The following is a 25,277-nucleotide window of genomic DNA, read 5'->3' on the forward strand; positions in this document are numbered from 1 at the left end:
AAGTTCTGTCTGCCATTAACGTAGTAAGGCGGTTGCGCACCATAAGATTGGGGCCTGTCCATGAAGATCACCTGTATTTTGTTTTCTGTCCAGGTAATACTGACGGTCATTTTTCTTGTTTGTACCTTCGCAGACATTGGTAATCTCTGCATTTTCATTGATGTAAGATACCAGTCCAAGCCATCCCTTTCTGGCTGCTTTTCCATAAGTCTCTTTATCCAGCCACCCGTTTTTAACTCCTGTAATCATCGCAAAAGTGAACATTCCTGTTGCTGATGTTTCCGGCCATGCTTCAGGATCATCAATTAATTGGTTCCACATGCCGTTCTTTCCCTGATATTTTAGTAATGAGGCCATCATATCGCTGTAACCTTTCATGATCCTTGCTCTGTTTGGATTGCTTTTGGGCATGGAGCTAAGTAATTCTGCCATCCCTGCGGCCATCCATCCATCTCCTCTTCCCCAATAGAAAGGTACATCAGGAGCATGATAAAACAGCCCATTGGGTTTTTGAAGCTGATCTAAATAGAAAACCATTTCTTTTGCCGCCTGATCGATGTATTTCTGATTTCCAGTGGCGCGGAATGCCTGTGCCTGTAATGCGGTGATCATATACATGTCGTCAATCCATAACCTGGTTTGCCAGGTGTATCCTTGTTTATAAAATTCGTGTGATTCTTCTTTTACGCGTGGCCCTTCCGGCGGTCCCCATTGTTTTTCTGCGATAGAAATCCCAAGGTCCAGGTATTTTTTATCTTTTGTCTGAAGGTATAATTCCAGAGGAACCGAGCCAAAAACACAGTAATCCACGTGATCAGGAATGGGAACCATCTTTGACTCTTCTCCAAATAAAGGTTCGAACCGTTCTGCAAGGCGCTGTGTCAGTTTTTTATTTCCACTGGCTTTGGCGAAAGTCAAAGCTCCATACCAGGCACATGATTCCGGATAAGTGATGACCTTTGGAGGGGTTGGACGGCCAAAATTGGTATGTGGAGTAACAACAAAGTGATCGGCTACCCTGGTGCCAATTTCTTTCGGAGATGTGCCCTTTGGCCAGTTTTTTAAATCTGCAGAGGTAGGTTGGGCGTGTAAAAGGCCCGTTCCACAAAAAAGGGAAAAAGATAGAAGACTGGTTATGCCTAAAAAAAGATTTCTATTCATGAGATTTTGGCTGTCTGTTGATCAACATCTTTGGGGATGTTTACCCGTTTAGGTATTTAAAGGTAGCTTTTATTTGATTTTTGAGAAATTAGTGAAGAGAGAGAAACGCCTTAATTTGCTGGTTTAACAGGATTATCAACTGTTCTTGTTAATATGGTTTACTAATTGGCTAAATTGGAACAGTAATTTGAGTTCAATATTTATTCACTTGCGAAGTATTCAGGATAAAACCATAAATATATACTAATGAAAAAATGTCTCTCTCTGATGTTCATCATCACCCTATCCCTGCAATTAAAAGCACAGCATAGCTTGCTGAAACTATGGGAAACGGATAGTGTAATTAATCTGCCGGAGTCTGTTTTACCGGATTTGAAAGCTAAAATGCTGTATGTGTCTGTCATGGGAAATAATCCGAATGATAAAGACGGAATCGGAGGAATCGGGAAGATTAAACCGAATGGTAAGGTGATTGATCTCAACTGGATTTCCGGATTAAACTCTCCAAAGGGATTGGCGATATCTGCTAACCTGATGTATGTTGCCGACCTGACTGATGTCGTGGTGATTGATATTGCCAAAGGGGAAATACTCCGCAAGATTCCTATAGAAAATACCAAATTTCTGAATGACATCACTGTGAACGAAAAAGGGATCGTATATGTCTCGGATTCCAGAACAAAAAGGATTTATAAAATTGAAAATGATGCACCCAGCTTGTACCTTGACAGCATCAACGGGGTTAATGGTTTAAAAGCCATCGGCGAGGATTTATATATCCTTGGCGGGAGGAATTTTTTGAAAGCTGATGCCGGAAAAAAGATCACTAAAATAGCAGAATTGCCAAATGGAGGAGATGGATTGGAACCAATCGGAAATGGTGATTTTCTCTGCTCAAGTTGGGGTGGATATGTATATTATGTGTATGCTGACGGCAGATGCGATTTGCTGCTGGATACCCATTTAGAAAAGAAGAATACAGCTGATATAGGTTATGATCCAGAAAAAAGGATAGTATATATCCCCACTTTTTATAAAAAGACAGTAATGGCTTATCAGTTACAATAAAATCATTTATGAGTAGCCTCCTTAAAGATATATATTCACCAGCTTTTTACGACAGACTATCTGATGTCCTCTTGCAGACCGTTCCTGCCTTTGATAAAAAGAAATTTACAGTGCAGATTTTTGATCAGGACTTCGAACATAAAGAACTAAAAGCAAGAATGAAGCATACTGCACAGGTACTGCATGTGTTTCTTCCAAACGATTACGGGCAAACGGTAGACCTGTTGTTCGAAATCATTACCGGACTCAGGAAAAACAGAATCGGAGAAGATGGACTGGCATTTATGTTTCTGCCGGATTACATAGAGACTTACGGAATGGAGGACTATGAAAATTCTGTACGGGCAATTGAGTTCATTACTCAGTTCGTCAGCTGCGAATTTTCGGTAAGACCCTTTATCCTTAAATATGAAGATCGGATGCTGGAACAGATGACTGCATGGTCACTTCATGAAAATCATAAAGTGAGGCGCTTATCGAGCGAAGGAACTAGACCCAGATTGCCATGGGCAATGGCGCTACCTAAGCTTAAAAAGGATCCTGCCCCGGTTTTGCCACTTTTAGAAAATCTGAAAAATGATCCTTCCGAATGGGTGAGAAGAAGTGTTGCCAACCACATCAATGATATTGCGAAGGATAATCCTGATATCGTTATTGATCTTGCAAAACGTTGGAAAGGCATACATAAAGAAACAGACGCCATCATCAAACATGGCTGCAGAACATTGCTGAAGCAAGGACATCCGGAAATATTAAAACATTATGGTTTGGAAAGTAAGGACATTCAAATCAGCGGATTTGAGATTTCAACTCCGGTAACTCGGATTGGTGAAGATCTGCATTTTTCTTATTACCTCCATAATCAGGAACAAAAAGAGCAAATCATCAGGTTGGAGTATGGATTGTACTACAGGAGACAAAACGGAACATTATCAAAGAAGGTATTTAAGATCAGTGAGAAAATCTACCAGGCAAATGAAAAGGTGAAGGTTTCCCGTAAGCAGAGCTTTAAATTTATCACCACCAGGAAATTTTATCCGGGAATACAGCAATTGTCGGTGATTGTGAATGGAGAAGAAAAGGAAGTGCTGAACTTTGAGCTGAGTGAATAAACCGGAGGCGGTCTAAAATTAAGACCGCCTCCGGTTTCCTGGTTATTGAGGATTCACGGTAACACGCAGCCCTGCAGAATGGGTACTGAACTCCGGTGCATACATCGATTGTAAAGTGGTAATCCCATTGGAGAAGTTTCCGGCATGACTTACCCTTAAGGCGTATTCAAATACATATACTCCCTTCCTGAGGTAACTGATGAAGAAATTGGTGGAAGCATCTTTGGTGCTCTCGTAATACCCTAATCCGTCCTGATATTTATAAGCGGAAATGACATTTACCGGTTCAAAACCTGAAGAACGCATGTCTTTTAGATGAACATATTCCATGTCTCTGTCTGCACGGATTTCAATCCTTACCTTTAGCAGGTCACCAGGAGTCAATACATTAGATGGATTGAGTAGTGTGAGTACATCTCCTTTTACAGAGGATTTTTGTAGAAACAGGTCCTTCTTAATTTTAATTCCTGTTTCCGCGGGGGTAATCTTGTTCAGTTGTTCAAAATATTGCCAGTAAATACCTCCCCAGGCAATGGTTTTATTGTTGTTTTTAACTTCGATTTTTCCCATCTCTGGTTTAATATTAGCTCCGGAAATACTCATTTTCTGATAACCTGTTCCTGCTTCTTTCTCCGTATGCTCCATGCCTAACTGAGCTGGTGTTTGATTTCCTATACTGAGCTCAGGTGCTGCAGATTCTTCCAGTGTGCTGGTTCCACGAAGGAGCAGGGAATAACAGGCTGCGGCGGTCGCTTTTGTAGTCTTCCAATCATTGGTTTGCTTATTTTTTAGCAACCATATTTTCATTTCTTCTACAGATTTAACATCATTGGCCACCTCGTCAAACACCTCTATCAGCAATGCCTGTGTTTCAATTGGACTTTGATACCACCACCAGCCATGGATGTTGTTGTCCCAATACATCCCCATTTCCTCATCTTGTCTGGCACTTTCTTTTAAAAAGCGGATAATGTTAAGGGCTTCTGGTTTATTTCCGTTTCTGGCCAGGACTAAGGCTGCCTGTCCACGTTCATAGGCATCCATCGTTCTCCAACTGCTTTTCACTTTGTCCAGGTAATGCGCTTTTGCCTTTTTAAAATCAGGATCAGTATTCTTTTGATCGGTATAACTCCTTGCATACAGATAGTGAAGTGGGAGATGAGCAATGCCTTTTCCTGATACTTCTTTCTTGAAGTCATCTTTTAATTGCTTGTCCAGGTAAACGATGGCTTTATTCAACATTTTCTGGAAGCCTGGGAAAGCGTTTTCATCGATCATTTTCAAATGCTTTAGCTGCCCCATACCCAAAACGATATGTTGGGTAATGTAGCGGTCTTCAGACATCCCGCTAAACCAGGGGAAGGAGCCATTTGGATTTTGCATTTTCTCCAGCTTCTCAAAATTACTTTTCAGTTCATAAGACATGCGGTTCAGATCAAATAGGATGGCCAGTCGCTTTTTACGTTCTGTTTCTCCATCTGCCTCTCTCACCCATGGCGTTTCTTCCAGAAGTATAGATTTCAATTCCGGGTTTTTCTCCAGATTAGACAACAATGTTGCCCCGTCCTTTTCCTGCTGCCAGCGGGCAAAAACCTGTTTTATTTTTGGTGAACTGTTGATCACTCCGGTAGCAAAGCTATTCGCATAAAAGCGGCTGAAAGTCTGCTCTGCACATTCATAAGGATACTCCATTAAATAGGGCAGGGCCTGAATGGCATACCATACCGGGTTGGAAGTAAACTCCAGGGTTAAGCGTTGATTTTTTAGCGTGGAAGAAGCACCGGATTTCAACAGTTTGTCCATGTTAAATGTCTTGCTGGAGTTTCCACGGACATTCAATGGCATTGTTTCTGTAACCAGCATGGCATTAGGAAGTACAGGAACGGTCATTTCTTCTCCATCACTATACCTGCCGGATTGCGCTAATACTTTATACGTGATCGCAGCAATGCCTGAAGGAATTTGCAATGACCATTTAATCACCTCATTTCCTTTATCAGCAACTTCGAAATTTTGTGTTGCTTTGGTGTCTGTGGATAAGATGTGGATAACATTGTTAGTAACTGCATCCCTCAACTCCAGAATGGCTTCTCCTTTTAGTGTTTTTCCGCTGAGGTTGTTCAGCTTTGCGGTAAACAACAGGGTATCTCCTTCCCGGAAGAAACGTGGGGTATTAGCACTGATAGCCAGTTGTTTCTGGGTAATCAGCTCGCGACTGGTAGCAGCTGTTTTCAGGTCTTTCGTATGCGCAAAGCCCAGCATTTTGTAACGGGTCAACGATTGTGGAATGGTAAAATCTATCCGAATTTCTCCGTTTTTATCGGTGTGTAATTGTGGATAAAAGAAAGCAGTTTCGTTGAAATTGGTTCTTGGGACAATCTTGCCCGTCCCCCTGATTGCTTTTCCATTGACAATACGGATATCGGTTATTGGATCATAGTGTTCGATCGAAATAAAGTCGTAAACTTTACTATCTTCAGCAACGGCTTCATCCTTTTCCCTCATTGATGACGCTGGAGCAGGAACTGAAATGCCTAAGGCTTTTTCCTGAATAGAGGTTGCTCCACGGACCTGAACAGAGGAGGAAGAGTAGGCAACCCTCGACTGTTTATATTGGACGCCCCCGGTGATGACCAACTCATGCAGGCTGGAACCGTCATTTTTTAAACTCACATCCAACCTTTTTAACTTACCAACTTTTGTAGTTAAAGATTTAAACCCGAGGGCTTTGAATTGGATTTGCTGTCCAGGAATTGCATTGATTTTGTAAATACCATAACTATCGGTAACTACAGTTGTTTTTCCTGCTTTTACGTTTACGCCTGGCATTCCATAACCCTGTTCATCCGTTACGACTCCATATACGAGCTTCCCCTTTTTCAGTTCTGCCAAATTTTTAGCGGCTTGCTCTGATATTCCCCTGGCTTTAAGCCTGGCTAAGTAATCCGCATAACCGGGATTGTACCCGCCACCATAATAATTGTATCCAAAAAGATTCAGATGCTCATAACTTCTGAAGATCTCCGAAAAATAATTATTGTAGTTATTCAGGAACCAAAGTTCATTTCCGCTTTCAAGCCTGTTGCGTTCTGAAGTCCAGAAATAACGGCTATAATTATATGTATCGACCAATGGCTTATTCCAATCCATCTTTTTTAGTTCATCCAGCGAAGCATCATAAAGTGTAGCGACCAATTCGGCCATTTGTTTTTCTCCGGTTTTACTGCTGATGCGTAATTTCCAACTTTCCTTTTCTCCAGGTTGCAACTTATTTCTAAATGTTAGGAAATCTATTGTTAACTCTTTTGCAGGGTCAATCATATGAACTACTTGCATCGAGTTATACACAAGTCCATTCTGTATTAGCGTAAACTGAACTGCAAAACTGTCCTCAAAGCCAGCTTTAGGGCTTATTTTAACGATGTTTTGTTTGTTGGAAATGTTTATCCATACTTTATCCACAATCTTGTTTTTGTAATAAAGCTCGTAATAAGCCGCTCCGCTGGCAGTTGTTCCCGCTACTCTGAAGATGGCGCTTTCATTAGGCAAAACCTTGTTTTTTTCTACCACCAACCATTCCCGCTCTGTGAGTATGTTGCTGGCCTCCGAATGGTAAATACGCAATACTTTTTCTACATCAACACGCTCTTTGTCTTCATTTATAGCGCTGAATTTTACCTTATAATAACCCGGAAGAACTTGTTTCGCATTGAGTGTTAAATTTCCTGTTCCTTGTTCTGTACTGATGCTCTGTTGAAAACTGATCTTTTGTGTTGGCCAGTTCAAAGGATCATCGTCGCCGGCGTAGGCCTCAGTTGGGAAAGCCTGGATAAACTCGTCCTTAGACAGGGTATATTTTTGGGGGATTGTTGGAAAAGGATTTTTATTTGGTAGCCGTCCTGGTGATTGAAGCGAGAACCATTCCGTTTCTACGCTTGCTTTTATCAGCTCTCCATTCAGATTGGTGACATTAAAGGAAATGCTATCCGGTTTTGTCGTTAAAAAAAGTTGTTCGGGTACCGTTACGGTTAGCATCAGGTCCTTCTTTCCCGCATTGATGTTCTTGGTTCCTGTTCTGGTCTCTCCATTGATATCGGTAACTTCCGCTCTGATTAAAAAATTATACTGCTCCGTGTTGTGTTGGTTTTTGCTGGCAAAGAAGCGAAAACTGAAGCTGCCATCTGCTTTAGTCTCCGTTTTTCCAATAGCGATTTGCTTAGGTGCCTGGCCTCTGGATCCATAAATATAATCGGGTCTCAAACTCGTCCGGTAAACGGTATATTTTACTTTTGCAGAACCCACTGCATAACCTGAAAAAGTGCTTGCATTTCCTTTGACCAGAATGCTATCGTTAATTTTGTATTTCTGATCGGATTTATCAAATACAACTTCAAAAGCCGGACGTTTGTATTCCTCCACCTGGATCGGAAGATTGCCATAAATGGTGCTTAGTTCCATACTCCCGTTCATTTTTCCCATTGGAATGTTGAAAGAACCCTGAAAAGTGCCGTAGTCATTTGTCGTTACTGAGGTTTCCTCCAGTTCCTTACCATTTACATCCTTTAAAGTGACTCGTAGTTTTCTTCTGGGTTGAATGCTATTTTTTGAATCTGTTTTTTTGATGAAGAGACCCTTGTAAAATAAGGTTTGTCCCGGACGATAAATAGGGCGGTCGCTGAACAGGATCACCTGTTCATTTTCATGCTCGATACGATCGTAGTAGTAATGGTTTACAACGTCAAGCAGAATTGCATCTTCTTTATAACTGATCAGTAGCTTTCGGACGTCGTTCGATCTTTTATAAAACAGCCTTCCATTCTCGTCTGTTTTTTGCAAAAGGCCATCAGTACTAACCGATTTTCCATTTTTATAGCTGATTTTTTTCTCCAGAACGGTTACATTTTTCAAGCGTTTCCCATCAAGACTATTGGAAATAATGTATTCAACGGAATCCTGTGTCAATGACCTCGTGTTTACAGCAAGCATTGTAACCTTAAACTGACTGAGGTTGCTGCTATAAGTCTCCTTTTCAGCATCCGGCGTATTTTGTGCGATCAACAAGTAATTTCCAGGAGAAAGGGCATCAATTTTATCTGATAAAGTATGTTCCTGATAATCCTGTAAAACAGGGACGCGAACAGTCCATGACCTCAACGGTTTTTTGTTTTTAAGGAATTTTTGATAGTCCTCCTTATTGTTGAAATTTACCTCAAGGTTATTTTCAGAAGGGGAGATCTTATAAAGTTTTAAGTAAGCAGTATCAATATTTTTATAGCTGAGCAAAAACTGAATCGGACGTTCAGGAAGGTTGAATTGCTTTAGCTGAATGCTTATGGTTTCGGTTTTAATGTGTTTAATCAAGGCTGCTGCATTTTCTGCGCCCTGACTACCCGGAAATGCTTTAATTGCCTTTTCGGCTATTGCAACGGCTTTAATCAGGTGTTGTTTATTGCGATCCTTTAAACCATCATTTTTGTAAATTTGGGCCTGTTGGAATAAAATATCTGCGTACAAAGGCGTACTTTCAGCTATTTTCTCCAAAGCTTGTAAGCTCGTAAAATACAAGCTGTCTTTATGCTCTTCGCCACTTCTTTCGTAAATAAACTTGAATCTTTTGAGCTCTATATCTGTAAATGCTGCGGTACTTTTTTGTGGCTGATGAAGTAGAAGCAGCTGCTGAAATATTTTCAGGGCCTCAGCGGAAAAATAACTGCTATCTGTCCGGGCGATTTGAATTGCAGCAAATGTTTTGTGATCGGAAAACCAAACTGGATCATCAAAATTGATCCCATCCATATCCGTATTGCTAATGTCAATTTGAGGGTTTATAAAAACATCCAATGCACGGTGGGCCAACAGGTCATAAAGACTGGGTCTCAATTCCCGATTGGTGCTGTCTCCGATCAATATATCGTTTAAAACACCAATTTTTATGTTTTGTAAGAGTTTGGCTTCAGCAAGCGAGGTAAGATAGGTCTTTGCCGTTTCATTGGTGATTTCTCTGACAGACCAGGTACTGATGTCGTCGCTTAGTTTAGTTTCCACAGTACTACGTTGAGCGATGCGATAGCTGTTCTGCTCATAATACTTCCAATACATCTCTGCAAGCAGGGATTGTAACACACTTTTTTCAGGTTGATTTGCTTGCCTGATGTCGTTTTTGAGGTCTTTTAAAATTCCTGCAAAAGCATTCTCTTCAAGATAACTCTGGAACAACATGCGATAAATAACAGACTTTACCAACATGGCGGAATTGCCTTCCTTTCTGGCCTGATTGTTTAGTTTTTCAAGGATTGGTAAAGCTTTTTTCACCTGAGCCATATTGGCTAAAGAATCTATTTTCTTGAATTCTTCCATATAGTAATGCTGTTTCTGAGAAAAGACGCTCTGTGAAATCAGAACAAAGCTGATGAGTAAAAAAGAGATACGTAACATGATTTTCATAAGTAGGTATTTTAGTAGAAGATGGAATTATTGACTTAATTCCATAAGGATACTTATATGATCAAGTCGGATTATTTTATTTTATCGATCAGCCATTCCTCAATGAATAATAGTTTAATTTCATTATTGACGGAATTAAGATAACGAAAAATAAATAATGATTGATGAAATAAGAAGCGATATCATCCGGAAGAAATGGAATGGACGGGGAAGCCGAAATGCTCAAAAATCAGAGAAAAACCCTGGATGAGCTTTTCTCTGATGATGATTTCAATCTTTAAAACAGGCCTAACATAATTCCAGCTGAAAGCCCGGTAAAGCTTTTTATAGGATTGGCATTAACATGTCCGGTACAGCTCAGCGCAATATTTCTGTTAAAATTAAAACTGTACCTCAGTTCTACTGGTAAACCTACGGTGTAGCGCTGTTTAAAATTCTCGTCCTGAGGAGAAGTGTCGGAATCCTGGATATTGCCTTTGACCACATGGGTAACAAATGATAAACCAGTTCCAAAATGAAACCGTTGATACCTAATCAGTTTGAAGCTTCTGCCCATGATCAGACTGAAGTCTGAAATTTCGGGATGAACTTTTCCAAGGTATTGCTTCGTCTTGTATTTTCGTTCAACAGCCGAAGTCACCTTGATCTTGTAATAATTTTTCTCCATTTCAAGGGTTATACCTCCCTGCAACATATTGATCTTGTCATTGTTCTTGCCGAATTCCACCTGGATGTATAAGTTGTTGTATTCTTCAAATACCAGATCGTCTGTTTCCTGAGCAAAGGTTTTACTTCCAAAGATTAAACCGAATGCCATGCTGATTAAAATTATGTTACTTTTCATTAGAATATAATTTGATTTTTAATGGTTGTGAAGCTGTCATAAGCATATTCATTGAGCTTTGTAAGCGGTATGCTTATGATGGTTTTATTTGATTTCGTTTTAGATTTGAGCTCAAATGTAGCGGCAAAGGAATCTTTTAATTATTCTAAAAAGACTCTGGTATTTCATTTAATAATCTTTAAGATTAATTCTTATCTTGGAATTGCCCTTATTTCACTTCATAAATAACCTTAGAGTGTAGATTTGAATGAAAAAGCGAATAATAACCACGGCAATAATGGTAAATGATAATCTTTAATGATCAATATGCAACGGAATTTTATTGACCGCCTGAAGCTGACCCTGCCAGCCTACCAGAATCCTGCACAGAGCATCGCTGATTGTTTAGACATTAGTTTAAATGAAGCTTATAAAAAGATCAGAAATAAGAGTGCATTGACTCTTCAGCAGATCGTGAGGTTGTCGGATACCTTCAAAATACCGATCGTATATCAGCCAGAAGAAACGCCAACTGTCACTTTCAGTTATCCTAAGATAGAGGGAGGAGCACCAAATATGGAAGACTATCTTCTTGATCTGTTGAATAACCTCAAGCTGATTCAGGCCGCTAAAGAGAAGCACCTCACCATTGTAACTGATGATATCCCTTTGTTTCACCTTTTTAAGTACCCTGAACTTACCGCTTTTAAACTGTTTTTTTGGTTCGAAAGTCTTAGCAGTACGCCTCAGAAATTTGAAAGATCATTTGTCACAGAGAACATCACCGCAGTTGCGCGGGAACTAAACCGTATTTATCTCGAAATACCCAGTACAGAGATATGGGCAAAGAACAGCATTCATGGAAGTTTAGAGCAGATCAGGTATGCGTTTGAAGCAGGGTATATCGGCGATCATTCTTTGGCAGAGGAGCTGGTGGTGCAATTGCGCTATTGTCTTACAGATATGAATATGTATGCTATGAGCAGCAAAAAAACAATCGACATATCGCATACTTTTAACTGGTACAATTGCGATGTTTTAGGCACCATTGCCTATCTGGCAGAAATGAATGGAACTAAAGTCTGTTTCAACAGGTTCAATACCTTTAATTTTTTGAAAACAGAAGATCCTGATTATTGCCTGCAGACCAAAGCATGGATGCAAAGCCTGATGCGGAAATCGGTATCTTTTAGCGGTCAGGGGGAGAAACACCGGAACAAATATATTTATCAGGCTTTCCAGGAATGTGATGCTTTAATTAAAGAGATTTCCGGAGACAGAAGCGGGCCCGGAATGAGCTCATAAAAAACAAACAAATGCAGTATATTTACTTAGCAACAGATCTTCGATGAATAAAAAAACGGTTGTTAGTGGTACTTCTATCTTGTTCACTGCATTGGCATTGGGCACGATGTTTATTTCTTCTGAAACGGATAAAATCAAGGAGGAAGAGCGAAAACTTTTTGATGGAATTAGCGCAAATGTGAAAGAAAGTAAGGCTAAATCTGCTGCCAGCATAGATAGTTTGCTTGACCTGCAGGGCCGTATTTTTGTATACAGCAACGATACCTCGGTAGAAGCTGATTGGGTGCCAAATAATTTGGGTAAATACAATGCCGCCAATGTGAGTAGTATGATCCTTGATGTTTTAGATGCGGAAAATTTTGTAAAGAAAAAAGACTCGCTGGGTTTCCTATTACTACTCAACTGCGGACAAAAAAACGTGTTTATTGCCAATAGAAGTATTCTTTTTGATAAAGAAAAAGGAAATAAGGCCCTTTGGTTTATGGGTTTTGATAAAGAGGATCAGCTGCCTAAGGATTCAGCGAAGGTTAAACGATATCCGCATTTATATAATGGTCCTTTTCTGAGTACCTGGGGTATAGGTTTTGATCAGGTGACAGACTTAAATCCCGATAAATTCAGCAATTTACCCATGATGGTCAGCTCGAAATATCTGAATAACATAAAAGGTTATAAGTTTTATATGACCGCTTACGAAAAGGACAATAACCGTCCGGGTATAGATTCACTGGCTTTTGCCAGAAGCGTAGGCATACTGAATAAGATGCTTGAAGAACAAGGCGTAGATTTAAAACAGTTTAAGGTCTCCAGCTTTCATAGGCGATCAGATACGCGTTAATCAAGAACCCCGGATAAATCTCCGGGGCTCAGTTCAAAAAGTAGGTTAATTTAAATTTTAAACAGGCTGATTGCATCCAGTTGGTTACCAGCTGGTGTCACAAAATAGGTTTGTACCCTCCCTGTTTCCCCTTGTTTGGGGATATACAGCAAACTGGTCCCAGCCTGGCTCATCCACTCGCTATCGTTAAAGGCCCATTGGTCTGTAGTGCCTGCTTTGACAAAGTACCAGGTATAATCTTTATTGGTATCTTTAAAACCTTCAGTAGTCACATAATCTGCATAGGTCCAGGTAGCAGGTTTTACATTTTTGGCGATATAGACCGTTTCTCCGGCCTCATTCCTCATGAAAATATCTATCGCATCGTTACTTTGAGGATAATAAATATAAAAAGCCATCTTGTTGGTTGAAGGATCTGCCGCCGGAGCTTTGATCTCCAGGGGATTGCCGTTGATAAACACAAATGGGAAAAAACGTTCGAGGTCAGGAGTATTGAGGCTCAACTGATTTTGATATACCTCTTTTCCGGAAATCACATCTTTAATTTTTAATGAGGCCTGCCCCTGGGTAGAAGGATAAGTATACACTTTACTAAAATTCAATTGCTTGTCAGGTTCGGTCTTAAATTTATCGTAGACCAATGCATCCAGGGAAATTTCCAGTTCACTGTTCCCGATGTTATAACCCCTGATTTGTATGCTGACCGCTTTTGTCTTGATCTCCTCTTTATTGCAGGAAACAAGTCCTGCTGTTGCAATGGCAAGAAGCATTAGTCTTTTCATATTGATTATGATTTGTTTCATTGTTGATAGCTATTGATCTAATCGGGTAAAAAATCTCATGACAGCTCCTGAAGGAGCTTCAGAGAAAATGTAAAGTTTGGAAGATGAAGTGGATGACACTGGTTTTGGCGCTGTGGACGATAGCGGATTCCAGGTGTACTCCGTTCCATCAGTATAAGGGATGTCCGTTCCCGTCTTACAGATACGTACCACAAACGAGACTGTGGTCATTACCCCATTATACTCTTGTTTGAGGGTAGAAAATGTGGGTAATGTAATAGCCGGACAGAAGTCATAAGGTTTCACATTTTTTGCCCTGGCAAGCTCCTCGAATACCTTAGGTACCGCATAATATTTACCAACCACAAAGTCAACAGGTTCTGCGTAATTGGTGGTTGTTGGTTGGAACATATAGATCAGGTTGAGCTTACCCTCTTCAACAGCGGGTTTTTCCGGCATCGGACTGGTCCGGCCATCTATGTATAGAAAGTTAACTTTTATTCCAGGATCCTCTTTTTTCAGCTCCCTTTCCAGCACCAGTTTTCCGGAAATCTTCTCAGTAACCCTTAGCTTAATCCGATTTTGATTTGGTCTGAAAGTATAAGCAGTTGTATTTTCAAAACGGGAATTAGGCGGCAATGGAGTGCGAAAGTCAGTGGTATCCAACTTAACCATCAGCTCTTCACTACTTGCATTGTAGCCGTTCATACTGATGCTAAACAGCTCATCTTTATAGAGAAAATCCTGATCTCCCTTATTACAAGCAGTCAATGCCAGCATCAAAATGCTTAGGCAGCTTAAGTATAGTTTATTTAATTTCATGATGCTAAAAATTAATCCGTATTAAAAATTATAAGAAAGAGTCAGGCTGAATGAGGTACCGATCTTACGGATGAAGGTATCTGTATCGCCAAACCGTTTAACTTTTCCCTCTGAATTGGTCTCAGTGTAACCTGTTTCATATTTATCCGAAAATCCATATTTCCATTCATAGACATCCGACCATTCCCTCATCTTCATGATATCTGCTCCTGGTTTTAATTTATAAGTATCACTGGAGTTAATGAAGAAACGGTACGGGCTGTTGAGTAGGTTGCTCATATTTAACCGGGCCTCCATCTTTTTACTTTTCAGGAACTTATACCCGAGTTGGGCATCCAACTGATTACGTGGCCTTTCGAGTTCAGAATATTGGGGTTGCATCCCTACAGTAAATGTCTTGTAGCCCGAATGATTGAATGCTACGTTGGCGCTTAGACGATCTCCTGTATAGTGTAGCCCAATATTATATAATACCGGTACCTGACCATATAGCGCCCGCTTTTCTCTCAAATAGGTTTTGGTTCGGTAGGAATAGGATTTGCCGTCATTATCTTTTCCTTCCCCCATAGTGGAATAGCGGAAGGCACTTGCCTGTACTTCTGAATTTTGAAGCGTAAGGTTTCCGCTGAAATAGATATCGCTTAAAAAATCCCAGTCTTTATTGATGAAGCCCAGGTTTTTACGCAAATCTAACTCCCATCCGTTAACATCGGCATAGTCTGAATTGGCAGTGATCAAATCAATTGCCCCACTGGTAGTGGTCACGTCAACATACATCTCAACAGGGTTTTTGAAATGCTTTTTGAAATAACCGGCAGAGAGCACCTCGCCCGCTGATGGATACCATTCCAAACGCAGGTCGTAGTGGGAAATTAGCGTAGAGACTACACCAGTATTGCGCTGTATCCTGCCATGAAGATGGTTGAAACGTGCGAAACTGGAATTCTCAATCAATGCAGGCCTGACAGCAGACCTGGCAAAGGATGCCCGTATGTTGAAGTCAGCAAGTGGCGTAATGGTAAGGTTTGCAGAAGGCATATACAGCCATTTCTTTTCATCGGCGCTGGCATCGAGGGTTTTGTGCACCAGATTGCCGGTTTCCAGGTCTACATAACGGTTGTTTTCCAGATTCTGAATTTCCGATAGCGCAACCTTATCTGCAGCAGAATCCTTTATCCTTTCATATTTGTAATACTCTCCTCTGATCCCCCACACCAAACGAATCCATTTGTTGAAACGGTTGTCCATCATCCCATACCAGGCCTGGTTGCTATTCCTGCCTGTATAGTTATTATTATTGAAATCAGCGGGGTGATAGTAGATGTCATGCAGGGGATCATTAAAATCAATGTTCCAGGTTTGTACCGGGGTATAGCCATCTTTAAAGCCCTTTGCCGCACCAATTGGTAAAACGCTCCAGGCAAAATCACCCTTCTTATTCAGAAACTGATAACCGGCTTTGAACACCTGTGCCGACTTCCCGATATTGAACTTGTAGCTCAGTGCAGCGTCGGCTGCCCAGTTGGTCTCTATGTATTTATAGGAAGAACGGCTTAAGGGACCCGGGTTTTCAGTAATGTTACTGGTCTGATAAACATAGTTCGTGCTATTCAGCGTCTTTATAGGTCGAAGGTTTGCGTCTACAGCATCCTGCTCATGGTTGTTCACACGATTGCGTGCCACACCCCAGTCGAACTTTAACCTGCCAAAAGTGTGTTCAGCACTGATGCGGTTCTGGAGCAGATCAACAAATTTCGGACGGTCATATTCGTTGATGGCTGGGTCTTCGCCATAGCCGATATCCTCGCCCCAGCCGGAAACACGAAAGAACTGGTTGTTGAATACGCGGGAATAGAAATTACGCAGTGTAATCTTGTGGTTTTTGGTGTTCCAGCCTAGATTAACCAATGCCGCCAAACTGCTGGTAAAATTATATTGACTGGCTGTTGTCTCCTGTAATTCCTTGTTGGTAACCGGATCGTATAAACTGTTGCTGAGCTTGTTGAAACGGCCGCGCTCATAATGGGTAATGTCGTCTATAGCCTGTTCATTGCGGTAACTCAGCGACCCTACAAATCCTAAACGGCTTTCCTTTATTCCGTAACTTCTGCCCAGGGTAAACTGATAGTTCTGTCCGGGAGCAGTCTGATAAACACGGGTTCCAAATCTTTGTAAACCACCGATTTTTTTGTTTTGTGCAGCAATCATATCGGGCGTAACTTTTTCAACTCCTGGAGGTGGATTGGTATTGGCCGGATCCGTGGGGATATAATTTGTTTGTGTAAAAATTAAAAGATCCTTTGGAAAATGATCCCTACCCCCGTCATCAAAACCCAGATAATCATTTTTCCCACGTTGATATCCCAAAAAATCCTTGCCAGTACTTCCATTGATGTACTTGCTCCCCAAGCTGAAGGACATGAAATTCTGGTTAGGTATTGCTATGGTATTGATCTGCACCAATCCTCCACCAAAACCAAAGCTCATATCCGGAGTAGCTGTTTTGGAGACCACCACATTATCTACCAGGTTGCTCGGAATGATATCAAATTCGAAGTCCCGTACCTGTACGTCTGTGCTGGGTAGTGTGGCCCCATCCATCATTGCCAGATTATAACGCTCGGCAATGCCCCTGATCACTACGCGTCGGTTATCGTTGGCACTTACCCCTGAAATGCGCTTCAGGGTTTCACCGATATTCTTATCCGGCAATGCAGAAATCTGTTCTCTGCTGATGCCATTTGAAATGTTCGCCTCATTTTTCTGACGGGCATACAGGGCACTCACACTCTCTTTTTTGAAAGTTCCTGTAACCACTACCTGATTTAAACTGTTGGCAACAGGATTCAGTACAATATTAAGGTTGGTTACCTGACCGGCTTTTACTTCTATATCCGTAATGCGTTTGGTCTGAAAAGAAATATAGCTCAGTTCAAGTGTATAATTTCCAGCGGCAATATTGAGGGTATAACTTCCGTCTACACGACTTTGAGTGACCTGGCCAGTCTGAATGAGCTTGATATTGGCTCCGGGAAGCGGTTCTCCACGGTCGTCGATGATCTTTCCGGCAATCCTGCCGGGTTGCTGAACGGGAGTTTTGGCAGGATGATGATCTTTAGTGTAGAGCACTATTGCGCCTCCCTGTTCCATAAATGTCAGGTTACTGTGCTTCAATAGCTGGAGAAGGATGTTTTTAAGCTTTTCTTCATGATAGTCTGCTGCTTTGATGGATACGTTTTTAGCAAGTGAAGGGTCGTAAGCAAGCCTCACTTTTGCTTTAGCTCTTAATTGTTCCAGGGCGACAGACAAAGGTTGACCTTCTCTAAACCGGATGTCAACTTTTGTTTCCAGGGCCTGAGGAAATGCTTCACTGGCATACAGCGAAGTCATGATGTTAATGGAGACGAAATATAGGATCAGTGATATTTTCACACCTATTTTGATTATAGACATTATTTTTTAATACTTTTATTGTGTTTACAAGTTAAACCTGGTGTTTGCTGTTTGAATGACGAGGAAGCTGCAATTTTCTGTCAGTAGGCAAGCACCAAAATATTCGGTATCTATCCAATAGATACCGTTTTTTTTCTAGTAGACTATCTCATCAATATTACCTCCTTGCCTTTGATTTGATAATTAAGTCCATGTATCAGTTTCAGGAGATCCAGAATAGTTTTAGGGTTGTCCGTCCGATAAAATTGAATCGAAATAGGTAAGTTTTCGAGTGCTTTTTGCTTAAACCTGACTTCCATAGAAAAGGCATTGCCAAAGGTTTGTGCAAAAGACTTCAGTTGGACATCGTCAAGAATGTACTCCCCGCTCAGCCAGTTCTCGGCCAGATAGGTTGTGCTGTCGAGTTTTACAGTTTCGTTTACCCTGTTAAAAGAAAGTTGTTGTTTAGGTAATAAAATGCCTAGCTGTGCTTTTTGACTGCGTACGGAAACTTTTCCGCTGAGTAAGGTCACGCGGATATCTGCTGCCAGGGGATCATTGTTAATGATAAACTTAGTTCCCAGCACCTGGGTGGTAATTTGGGAGGTATGTACCAGAAAGGGATGTGCCGGATCATGGCTGACTTCACAGTAGATTTCTCCTGCCGTTAACTTTACTTCACGGTTTTGTTGTATAAAAGGCTGGGCAATGGCAACCTTTGTACCGGGTCTCAAATGGATCGTGGAGCGGTCAGGTAACCGGATCTTTTTAAACTCTCCTTTATTAGCCGCATAGCTGACCCATGCCTGCCTGGTAACGGAGGATGTTGAAGTCAGGTAAGCGCGATAACCGAAAGTTCCTGAAGTAATCAATAGCACTGCAGCTGCGGCAACATTAAGCCAAAGCCTGCGATGTCTTTGTGTGCTTATCTTCCGACGGATTTCGTCGAGCATTTCTTCGCCTGTCCTTGTTTTTTCCTGTTGATTGGAAAAAGCTTCAAAAGGTACACGATCATCTGTGCGGTCAAACCAGACTTCAGCCTGCTCATCTATGCTGCGCCTTTCACTGAATATATTTTTCTTTGCCATACATACCACTCTTCGCAGCGAAAGTCAAAATGTACTTTAAGGAATAGCTATAAATAAGTTAAATTTTTGTTAACAGTATAGCGAGTACCCCAGCAAGATTTGCAGGCTCTGAATAGAACTTCTTTGTCAGTGATCTAAGGCGTTCCAGGGCCATCGAAATGTTGTTCCTGACGGTTTGTTCGGATAGGGAAAGCTCGGCCGCTATTTCCCTGATCGATTTATCTTCGAAACGGCTCAACTGAAATGACAGTTTCATATTGTCCGGCATCTTCTCAATCTCCAGGTCCAGCAATTCCTGTAGTTCTTTCGTCTCGAGTTCAGTGGGAGGGGGGACTATCAAAGTTTCGTTTTCCTGGTAAAGGGTTTCTCTCTGCTTTGTGCTGATATGTTTCCGGTACCAGGATATGGTCTGCTTTTTTGCTGCGCTGTTCAGCCAGGGAGCCAATGACCTTTCGGCGATAATCCGGTGACGATAATTCCAAAGGTTAATGAATATATCCTGTAAGATGTCTTTAGTTACCTCTCTGTCGTTAATACGTCGATAGATCATGGTGTAAACTTCCGGCCAATGTTGTTCGTAAAGCTCTTCAAAAGCTTTCTGATCGCCGTTTTTCATGGCGGTGATTAAATCCAGATCCCTAAGTGTCGATTGATTCACCCTGCGAAGTTAGCATCAGCCAGGTTACCATTTTGTTAACTTATCATGATCAAAACAAAGAAATTTTAGCTGTTAAAAAGAGGCCCTGCAGGTAGGTATTTGACATAAAAAAAGGAGATGACCAATTTTGATCATCTCCTTTTCGTGGGAGATACTGGGTTCGAACCAGTGACCCCCTGCTTGTAAGGCAGGTGCTCTGAACCAGCTGAGCTAATCTCCCCTTGGTTCTACTCTTTTTTAACAACTGAGTATTGTTGTGGTTAAAAATCTTTTCAGATTTTTGTGGGAGATACTGGGTTCGAACCAGTGACCCCCTGCTTGTAAGGCAGGTGCTCTGAACCAGCTGAGCTAATCTCCCCTTGATTCTACTCTTTCGTATTTAAACCAGCTGAGTAAGCCGTATTCGATTGTCAAAGTTCCCTTCGTTTTGGGATTGCAAATATACACCCTTAAATCATTTTTGCAAAAATATTTTCAGCTTTTTTAGGAGAGTACATCTTCGAGTACCTGGTGTGAGCGGATTTCTCCAAAAGAAGCGGTATGTAAGGTGTAGTAAACCAGTATTTTATCGAGGATGGAGCGACGGGTTTTATTTTCTAATTTTATTTCAATTATTTTTTCAAACGGCAGTGTATACAAAGACATGAAGAGTGCAGCGTCCACTTTATCTATAAAATAAGGGTGTACAGGGGGCATGGATTTAAACTCCCCCTCCTGTAAATCGAAATAACTCTGGTTGCTTTTTGTCTCAGCGCTTGGGGCAAAACCCAGGTAACGGGAGAGCTTTAGTAAAAAAGCAAGATGGAAATTTACATTCAGTTCTTCGGACTCATCAAACCAGCATATGGCATTGAATATGAAGTTAAATAAATGCTCATCTGACATCTGCTGGCGGATGCTTTTATACAAAACCTCATTCAGAAACATGGTAATTGTACTTTTTATAATATCATAAGGAATACTACGGAAAATAGGGCTGGGCCTTAATTCCGAAATCCGCTGGATACTCGCATTCGCCTTGTGATAAACCACCATTTCTACCAGGTGTAAGGGCTGTAACATGTTCATCCGGATTTTCGCTTTCGGCTTTTTAACCCCGTTGATCATGTAAGACTGGATGCCGAATTTCTCGGTAAACATCTGTACAACGACACTATTCTCGCTGTAGAGCGTTGTCTTCAGTACTATTCCGCGGGTTTTATGCAGCATGACCTATTTTGGGGATGAAAATGATCAGTCCGATGATCACCGAAGTAATCGCCGCAACCAACACTGCTCCAGCAGCAGCATCTTTAATGATCTTTGCCTGTGGGTGAATACCAGGGGAAACCAGATCTACCAGTACTTCTATTGCCGTATTGAACAATTCTGAAAGCAATACGATTCCCGAAGAAACGATAATCCAGAGCCACTCAGCCTTGGATAAGTGAAAATACCATCCTGCAAGACCAACAATAATCAGTGCCGCCAGATGAAACCTGAAGTTAAACTGGCTTTTAAAGGCATAAGCAATCCCCGAAAATGCATAACCGAAACTTTTTATAAACTTAGCCATACCACGCTGCTTAAATTAGGGTTTGTCCTGATGCAAAGTACGTCATGCTTTACAACATATCCAATTTTTAAATTCGGCTGCTCAATTTGATGCGCTGTTAACAATACCTTAACGGCGAGTTAAGGCTCAGGTATCCTTAAGATGATACTTTTGCTCAAAACACACAGAATGAATAGAAGATCATTATTAAAGGGAGGATTGCTGGCCGGACTGGGTTTGCCATTTATATCCGCGAACGAGGTATGGGCAAGACCAGGTGCGTTAAAGAAAAAGGCAAAAAACATCATTATGCTGGTGAGTGACGGGATGAGTCAGGGAACACTGAATATGGCCGATCTTTATGCACAGCGTGCTTTTGGTAAATCCAGCACCTGGATGCAATTGTACCGTGATGCTAAAGTAACCCGCGGTTTAATGGATACGGCATCTGCCAGCTCTATGGTCACCGATTCTGCTGCGGCAAGTTCCTCCTGGGGAGGAGGGATGCGGGTCAATAATGGCTCGCTGAACGTAGGCCCTAATGGTGAGAAACCACAACCTATACTTCAGAAATTTAAAGAATCGGGTAAAAAAGTAGGCTGTGTAACCACTGTCCCGATCACCCACGCTACCCCTGCGGGGTTTTGTGTAAACATCAATAGCCGTAATGGAATGGAAGAGATTGCAGAAATGTACCTTAACCTGAAGTTTGACGTCATGATGGGTGGTGGTGCTGATTATTTCGGACCAAAAAGAAAAGATGGAAATTTACTTCCTAAATATTTAACCCAGGGCTTTAAAGTGGTAGAAAATAAATCAGAAATGATGGCTTATACCGGTGCTAATCCGGTCTTAGGAATTTTTGCACCAGATGGACTACCTTATGAAATAGACCGTAAAAATACACCTCAGTTACTTAAAGATGTACCTTCTCTGGCAGAAATGACCACTAAAGCCATCTCTTTAATGAAAGACCATAAAGATGGTTTTGTATTACAGGTTGAAGGTGGAAGGGTAGATTGGGCAGCACATGGAAATGATATCGGCGGACTGATATTCGATCAGCTTGCCTTTGATGAAGCGGTTGCCATTGCGATGGACTTTGCTGAAAAAAACGGAGAGACCCTGGTGATCATCACTACTGATCATGCCAATGCCAATCCGGGTCTATTCTCTGGCAGCAAGGCGGATAAAAATTTTGATAGCATTCAGTTATTTAAACATAGCAATCAGTGGGTGCTGAACCAATTGAACCGGACTTCAAGCCCTGCTCAGGTAATTGAGCTGATCAATGCCGGTCAGGGTATGCTGATTACGGATGTTGAAGCCAAAGACCTCCTGATTCATTTCTCAGATATTCAGGAAGGACAATTGTATAATGATGCAAAATTGCCGTTCTATGAAATGGCAAAGATGCAGTTTAAGCATACTTCTGTAGGATGGGCAGGAATGGACCATGCTGCGGATTTTGTAGAGATCGCGATGTTCGGTCCTGGTAGTGAGCAACTAAAACCGCTCATCAAAAATACAGCACTTCATAACATGATGTTACAGGCCGCAGAAGTAGCCGAACATTTTTTAGTGAAGGCCTGAAATTAAAATAACATTACCTTTGGCGATTATTTAGCCGAAGGTAATGTCTATAGAAAAACAAGTCTTACACCCAAGAAACAAGCATCGTTCCAGGTATAATTTTCCGGAACTCATCAAAAGTATTCCGGAGTTACGTCCTTTTGTTGCGGTTAATGCCTATGGCGATGAGTCGATAGATTTTTCAGATCCTGTTGCGGTGAAGCTGCTGAACAGGGCATTACTGAAGCATTTCTACCAGATCGACTATTGGGATATTCCTGAAGGATACCTTTGTCCGCCGATTCCGGGAAGGGCAGATTATATCCATTATCTGGCCGATTTGCTTGCTTCGGTAAATGGAGGCGTGATCCCCACCGGGAAAAACATTAAAGGCCTGGACATTGGTCTGGGTGCAAACTGCATTTATCCGATCATCGGACACCAGGAGTATGGATGGACCTTTGCCGGATCTGATGTGGATACCTATGCCATAAAGTCTGCAAAGAACATCGCATCCATCAATCCATCATTAGCTGCTGCGGTATTTCCAAGATTACAGAGCCATAAAAACCATATTTTTAAAGGAGTCATAAAACCAGGGGAAACCTTTGATTTTACCTTATGTAATCCACCTTTCCATGCTTCGGCAGAAGAAGCACAGGCAGGAAGTCAGCGTAAACTGAGAAACCTGGGCAAGCAAAAGGGAAAGGGTACTGTCCTTAACTTTGGAGGCCAGCAGGCAGAGCTCTGGTGTGAGGGGGGAGAAGTTGGTTTTATCCGTAAAATGATCGAAGAGAGCGCAACTTTAGGAAAGCAATGTTTTTGGTTTACGACCCTGGTTTCAAAAAGCATGAATGTCCCTTTTATTTACGGTTCATTAGAAAGACAGCGCCCAATCGAAATCCGTACGATAGAGATGGCCCAGGGTCAGAAAATCAGCCGTTTTGTGGCCTGGACTTTTCTCACACCAGAAGAACAAAACAACTGGAGAAAAAACAGGTGGTAACCCTGTTTAAGAACGAGAATTAAAAAATAAGTACGGTAGCTTTTTTGTTTTTGAAAGTGCCAATCAGCTCGTCTGTTTCTATATGTTTGAACAGTAAGGAATCACTTTCTTTAAAACGTCTTTTGAGCATGTAGTAAAGGTGCAGACATTTGACCCAGTTCAGGGCCGTTGCTTTATCTTTCCAGATATCTGGATATAAATATATCTCCTTTTCTTCCAGACGGATCAGATTCTTCTCTTCCAGTTCTTTTACATTAGCAATGATCTTAGCGGTCTGAGCAGCCAGGTTTGCCGTATTTTGGACTTTCTTCTTTGCGTAGATCATCGGTGTTATTCTAATAATAGTGCATCGTCATCATCGTCTTCATCATCAGTAAGGCTGAGTTGAATGGTATCTGTTCCAGCAATTCCTTCTATAGAGCCACGGATATGCGCTGCGTTTAACATCACCTTTTCCAATTGTTTTTCACGGGCTTTCCAAAGTTTCTCCATGGCATCCCTTTCTTTTTGAATGGAAAGTCTCATGCTCATGAAGCCTTCTCTGATGGCTTTCCACTGTTCAGAAAACTCATTACTGGTTAGGTAGTCGTACAACATATGCATTTTGTCGCCACGGTTTTCCTGTGATTTTACCGCACCAAATAATTTGACAATGCCATCGCGAAGGATATAGGATACCGCCTTTACTTCATCAAAAGAACAAATCCATACCCCATCTTTTTCCCCGAAACAATCCATGCCCTTAGGGTAAGCCTGTGTAACAATTACTGCAACATCAACCCCTATACTGCGCATGTCTTTTTTCAGTTTCTCAATCCATTCCATAGAGAAATCTTTGGTACGCTTGCTTTCATAAATGATCTTGCCACATTCCTGTCCAAATTGATTTCTGACGTGGTGCACGCAATCGGCTCCCCTTACCCCTTTACCAACCTCAGTAATCAAGTCAAAGGGGAAGGCATTGCGTAAAAGTTCTTCTAAGATCAGTTCCTGAACTTCGCCCTGCAACTGCATGGAACCTTGCTCGGCTTTGCGCTTCATTTCTTCGGCCAGTTTTTTCTGATCGTCGAGTTGCTTTTCGAGCTCTTTTACCCGAAGCTGATGCTCTGTATCTTTAAGGTTATTTTTTTCTGTTTCCTGTTTTCTGATCTGCTCCACCATTTCTGCCCGTTGCTCCTGAAGTTTGCGTTGAAGCTGGATTTCCATTTCTTCTTCCTTTTCCTTCATTGCTTTTTCCTTCATCAGGAAATCAAGCTCTTTGGCACGGGCGAGTTTCAATTTCTCTTCACTCTCTTTATTGGCATTGTCCATCATTTGAAGTTTATTCTCAAAATCACTGGCAATGCTTTTTCTTAGATTCTCTTCCAGCGCAGTTTGCAGGATTTTCTTTTCTTCTGCAAGTTTTTGCTCGAATGCCTGAGCCTGAAGCTTGTGCTGTTGCTCAAAGGCCTGTTCCTGTTGTTTTTGCTGCTGGCTGATCTCATTCAGCTTTTTATTGTATTCTTCGTCCTTTTGCTTGGTAAAAGTGACCATCTTTTCTCTGAGGTCTTTTTTATATTCCTCAGCCATTACCTCTTCTATTGGAAAAGTGTGTGCGCAATTAGGGCATTTTATTTCTGTTGACATATCTTC

The 25,277-nt window shown here is 41.4% G+C and carries 18 protein-coding genes and 2 tRNA genes; 6 read left to right on the top strand and 14 right to left on the bottom strand.

Annotated features, from left to right (window positions below; translation table 11 throughout):
- Positions 1–15 precede the first annotated feature (15 nt).
- The gene (locus BFS30_RS11975; RefSeq protein ID WP_069379514.1) at positions 16–1,161 is read right to left on the bottom strand and encodes a glycoside hydrolase family 88/105 protein; all 1,146 of its coding nucleotides are present in this window, start codon (positions 1,159–1,161) and stop codon (positions 16–18) included.
- A gap of 246 nt (positions 1,162–1,407) precedes the next feature.
- Here BFS30_RS11975 and BFS30_RS11980 point away from each other — a divergent pair, with 246 nt between their 5' ends.
- Positions 1,408–2,229: an ATP-binding protein gene (locus BFS30_RS11980; protein WP_069379515.1), complete on the top strand. Its 822-nt coding sequence runs from the start codon at positions 1,408–1,410 to the stop codon at positions 2,227–2,229.
- An 8-nt stretch (positions 2,230–2,237) separates the two neighbouring features.
- Complete coding sequence (locus tag BFS30_RS11985) at positions 2,238–3,341, top strand: DNA alkylation repair protein (protein ID WP_069379516.1); 1,104 nt, start codon at positions 2,238–2,240, stop codon at positions 3,339–3,341.
- Between the two features lie 42 nt (positions 3,342–3,383).
- Here BFS30_RS11985 and BFS30_RS11990 read toward each other — a convergent pair whose 3' ends face one another.
- Together BFS30_RS11990 and BFS30_RS11995 are read right to left on the bottom strand one after the other, a co-directional pair.
- Positions 3,384–9,785, bottom strand: coding sequence for an alpha-2-macroglobulin family protein (locus BFS30_RS11990; RefSeq protein ID WP_069379517.1), 6,402 nt, complete (start codon positions 9,783–9,785; stop codon positions 3,384–3,386).
- Positions 9,786–10,062: 277 nt separating this feature from the next.
- On the bottom strand, positions 10,063–10,629 hold the full coding sequence (locus BFS30_RS11995) for a hypothetical protein (RefSeq protein WP_069379518.1): 567 nt from the start codon (positions 10,627–10,629) through the stop codon (positions 10,063–10,065).
- A 306-nt stretch (positions 10,630–10,935) separates the two neighbouring features.
- Here BFS30_RS11995 and BFS30_RS12000 point away from each other — a divergent pair, with 306 nt between their 5' ends.
- Both BFS30_RS12000 and BFS30_RS12005 read left to right on the top strand, forming a co-directional pair.
- Complete coding sequence (locus BFS30_RS12000) at positions 10,936–11,913, top strand: hypothetical protein (protein ID WP_069379519.1); 978 nt, start codon at positions 10,936–10,938, stop codon at positions 11,911–11,913.
- Positions 11,914–11,956: 43 nt separating this feature from the next.
- Complete coding sequence (locus BFS30_RS12005; protein ID WP_069379520.1) at positions 11,957–12,751, top strand: hypothetical protein; 795 nt, start codon at positions 11,957–11,959, stop codon at positions 12,749–12,751.
- 50 nt (positions 12,752–12,801) lie between these two features.
- Here the strand turns inward: BFS30_RS12005 and BFS30_RS12010 are convergent, their stop codons facing one another.
- From BFS30_RS12010 to BFS30_RS12050, 9 genes are all read right to left on the bottom strand, one after another.
- Positions 12,802–13,533, bottom strand: coding sequence for a hypothetical protein (locus BFS30_RS12010; protein ID WP_157262909.1), 732 nt, complete (start codon positions 13,531–13,533; stop codon positions 12,802–12,804).
- Positions 13,534–13,563: 30 nt separating this feature from the next.
- Complete coding sequence (locus BFS30_RS12015) at positions 13,564–14,355, bottom strand: hypothetical protein (protein WP_069379522.1); 792 nt, start codon at positions 14,353–14,355, stop codon at positions 13,564–13,566.
- Between the two features lie 21 nt (positions 14,356–14,376).
- Positions 14,377–17,808, bottom strand: a complete 3,432-nt coding sequence (locus tag BFS30_RS12020; protein WP_069379523.1) for a TonB-dependent receptor — start codon at positions 17,806–17,808, stop codon at positions 14,377–14,379.
- Between the two features lie 143 nt (positions 17,809–17,951).
- The gene (locus BFS30_RS12025; RefSeq protein WP_069379524.1) at positions 17,952–18,875 is read right to left on the bottom strand and encodes a FecR family protein; all 924 of its coding nucleotides are present in this window, start codon (positions 18,873–18,875) and stop codon (positions 17,952–17,954) included.
- A 58-nt stretch (positions 18,876–18,933) separates the two neighbouring features.
- Positions 18,934–19,533 carry an RNA polymerase sigma factor gene (locus tag BFS30_RS12030; protein ID WP_237028744.1) on the bottom strand — a complete coding sequence of 200 codons (600 nt, stop codon included), beginning with the start codon at positions 19,531–19,533 and terminating at the stop codon, positions 18,934–18,936.
- A 145-nt stretch (positions 19,534–19,678) separates the two neighbouring features.
- Positions 19,679–19,753, bottom strand: a tRNA-Val gene (locus BFS30_RS12035).
- A 63-nt stretch (positions 19,754–19,816) separates the two neighbouring features.
- Positions 19,817–19,891: transfer RNA gene (locus tag BFS30_RS12040), tRNA-Val, on the bottom strand.
- 125 nt (positions 19,892–20,016) lie between these two features.
- Positions 20,017–20,742 (bottom strand): DNA repair protein RecO, encoded by a 726-nt coding sequence (gene recO / locus BFS30_RS12045; RefSeq protein ID WP_069379526.1) that lies wholly within the window; start codon positions 20,740–20,742, stop codon positions 20,017–20,019.
- Positions 20,732–21,088 carry a diacylglycerol kinase family protein gene (locus BFS30_RS12050; RefSeq protein WP_069379527.1) on the bottom strand — a complete coding sequence of 119 codons (357 nt, stop codon included), beginning with the start codon at positions 21,086–21,088 and terminating at the stop codon, positions 20,732–20,734. Before BFS30_RS12050 ends, recO begins: the two co-directional genes overlap by 11 nt.
- A gap of 168 nt (positions 21,089–21,256) precedes the next feature.
- Between BFS30_RS12050 and BFS30_RS12055 the strand changes: the two genes are divergently transcribed.
- Both BFS30_RS12055 and rlmF read left to right on the top strand, forming a co-directional pair.
- Positions 21,257–22,660, top strand: a complete 1,404-nt coding sequence (locus BFS30_RS12055) for an alkaline phosphatase (RefSeq protein ID WP_069379528.1) — start codon at positions 21,257–21,259, stop codon at positions 22,658–22,660.
- Positions 22,661–22,703: 43 nt separating this feature from the next.
- On the top strand, positions 22,704–23,645 hold the full coding sequence (rlmF, locus tag BFS30_RS12060) for a 23S rRNA (adenine(1618)-N(6))-methyltransferase RlmF (RefSeq protein ID WP_069379529.1): 942 nt from the start codon (positions 22,704–22,706) through the stop codon (positions 23,643–23,645).
- Between the two features lie 19 nt (positions 23,646–23,664).
- On the opposite strand, the gene BFS30_RS12065 is transcribed toward rlmF, so the two are convergent.
- Together BFS30_RS12065 and BFS30_RS12070 are read right to left on the bottom strand one after the other, a co-directional pair.
- Complete coding sequence (locus BFS30_RS12065) at positions 23,665–23,970, bottom strand: hypothetical protein (RefSeq protein ID WP_069379530.1); 306 nt, start codon at positions 23,968–23,970, stop codon at positions 23,665–23,667.
- Between the two features lie 5 nt (positions 23,971–23,975).
- Positions 23,976–25,271, bottom strand: a complete 1,296-nt coding sequence (locus tag BFS30_RS12070; RefSeq protein WP_069379531.1) for a DUF2130 domain-containing protein — start codon at positions 25,269–25,271, stop codon at positions 23,976–23,978.
- Between the last annotated feature and the right edge of the window lie 6 nt (positions 25,272–25,277).

This window comes from Pedobacter steynii (genome assembly GCF_001721645.1).
Taxonomy (GTDB): Bacteria; Bacteroidota; Bacteroidia; order Sphingobacteriales; family Sphingobacteriaceae; genus Pedobacter; species Pedobacter steynii_A.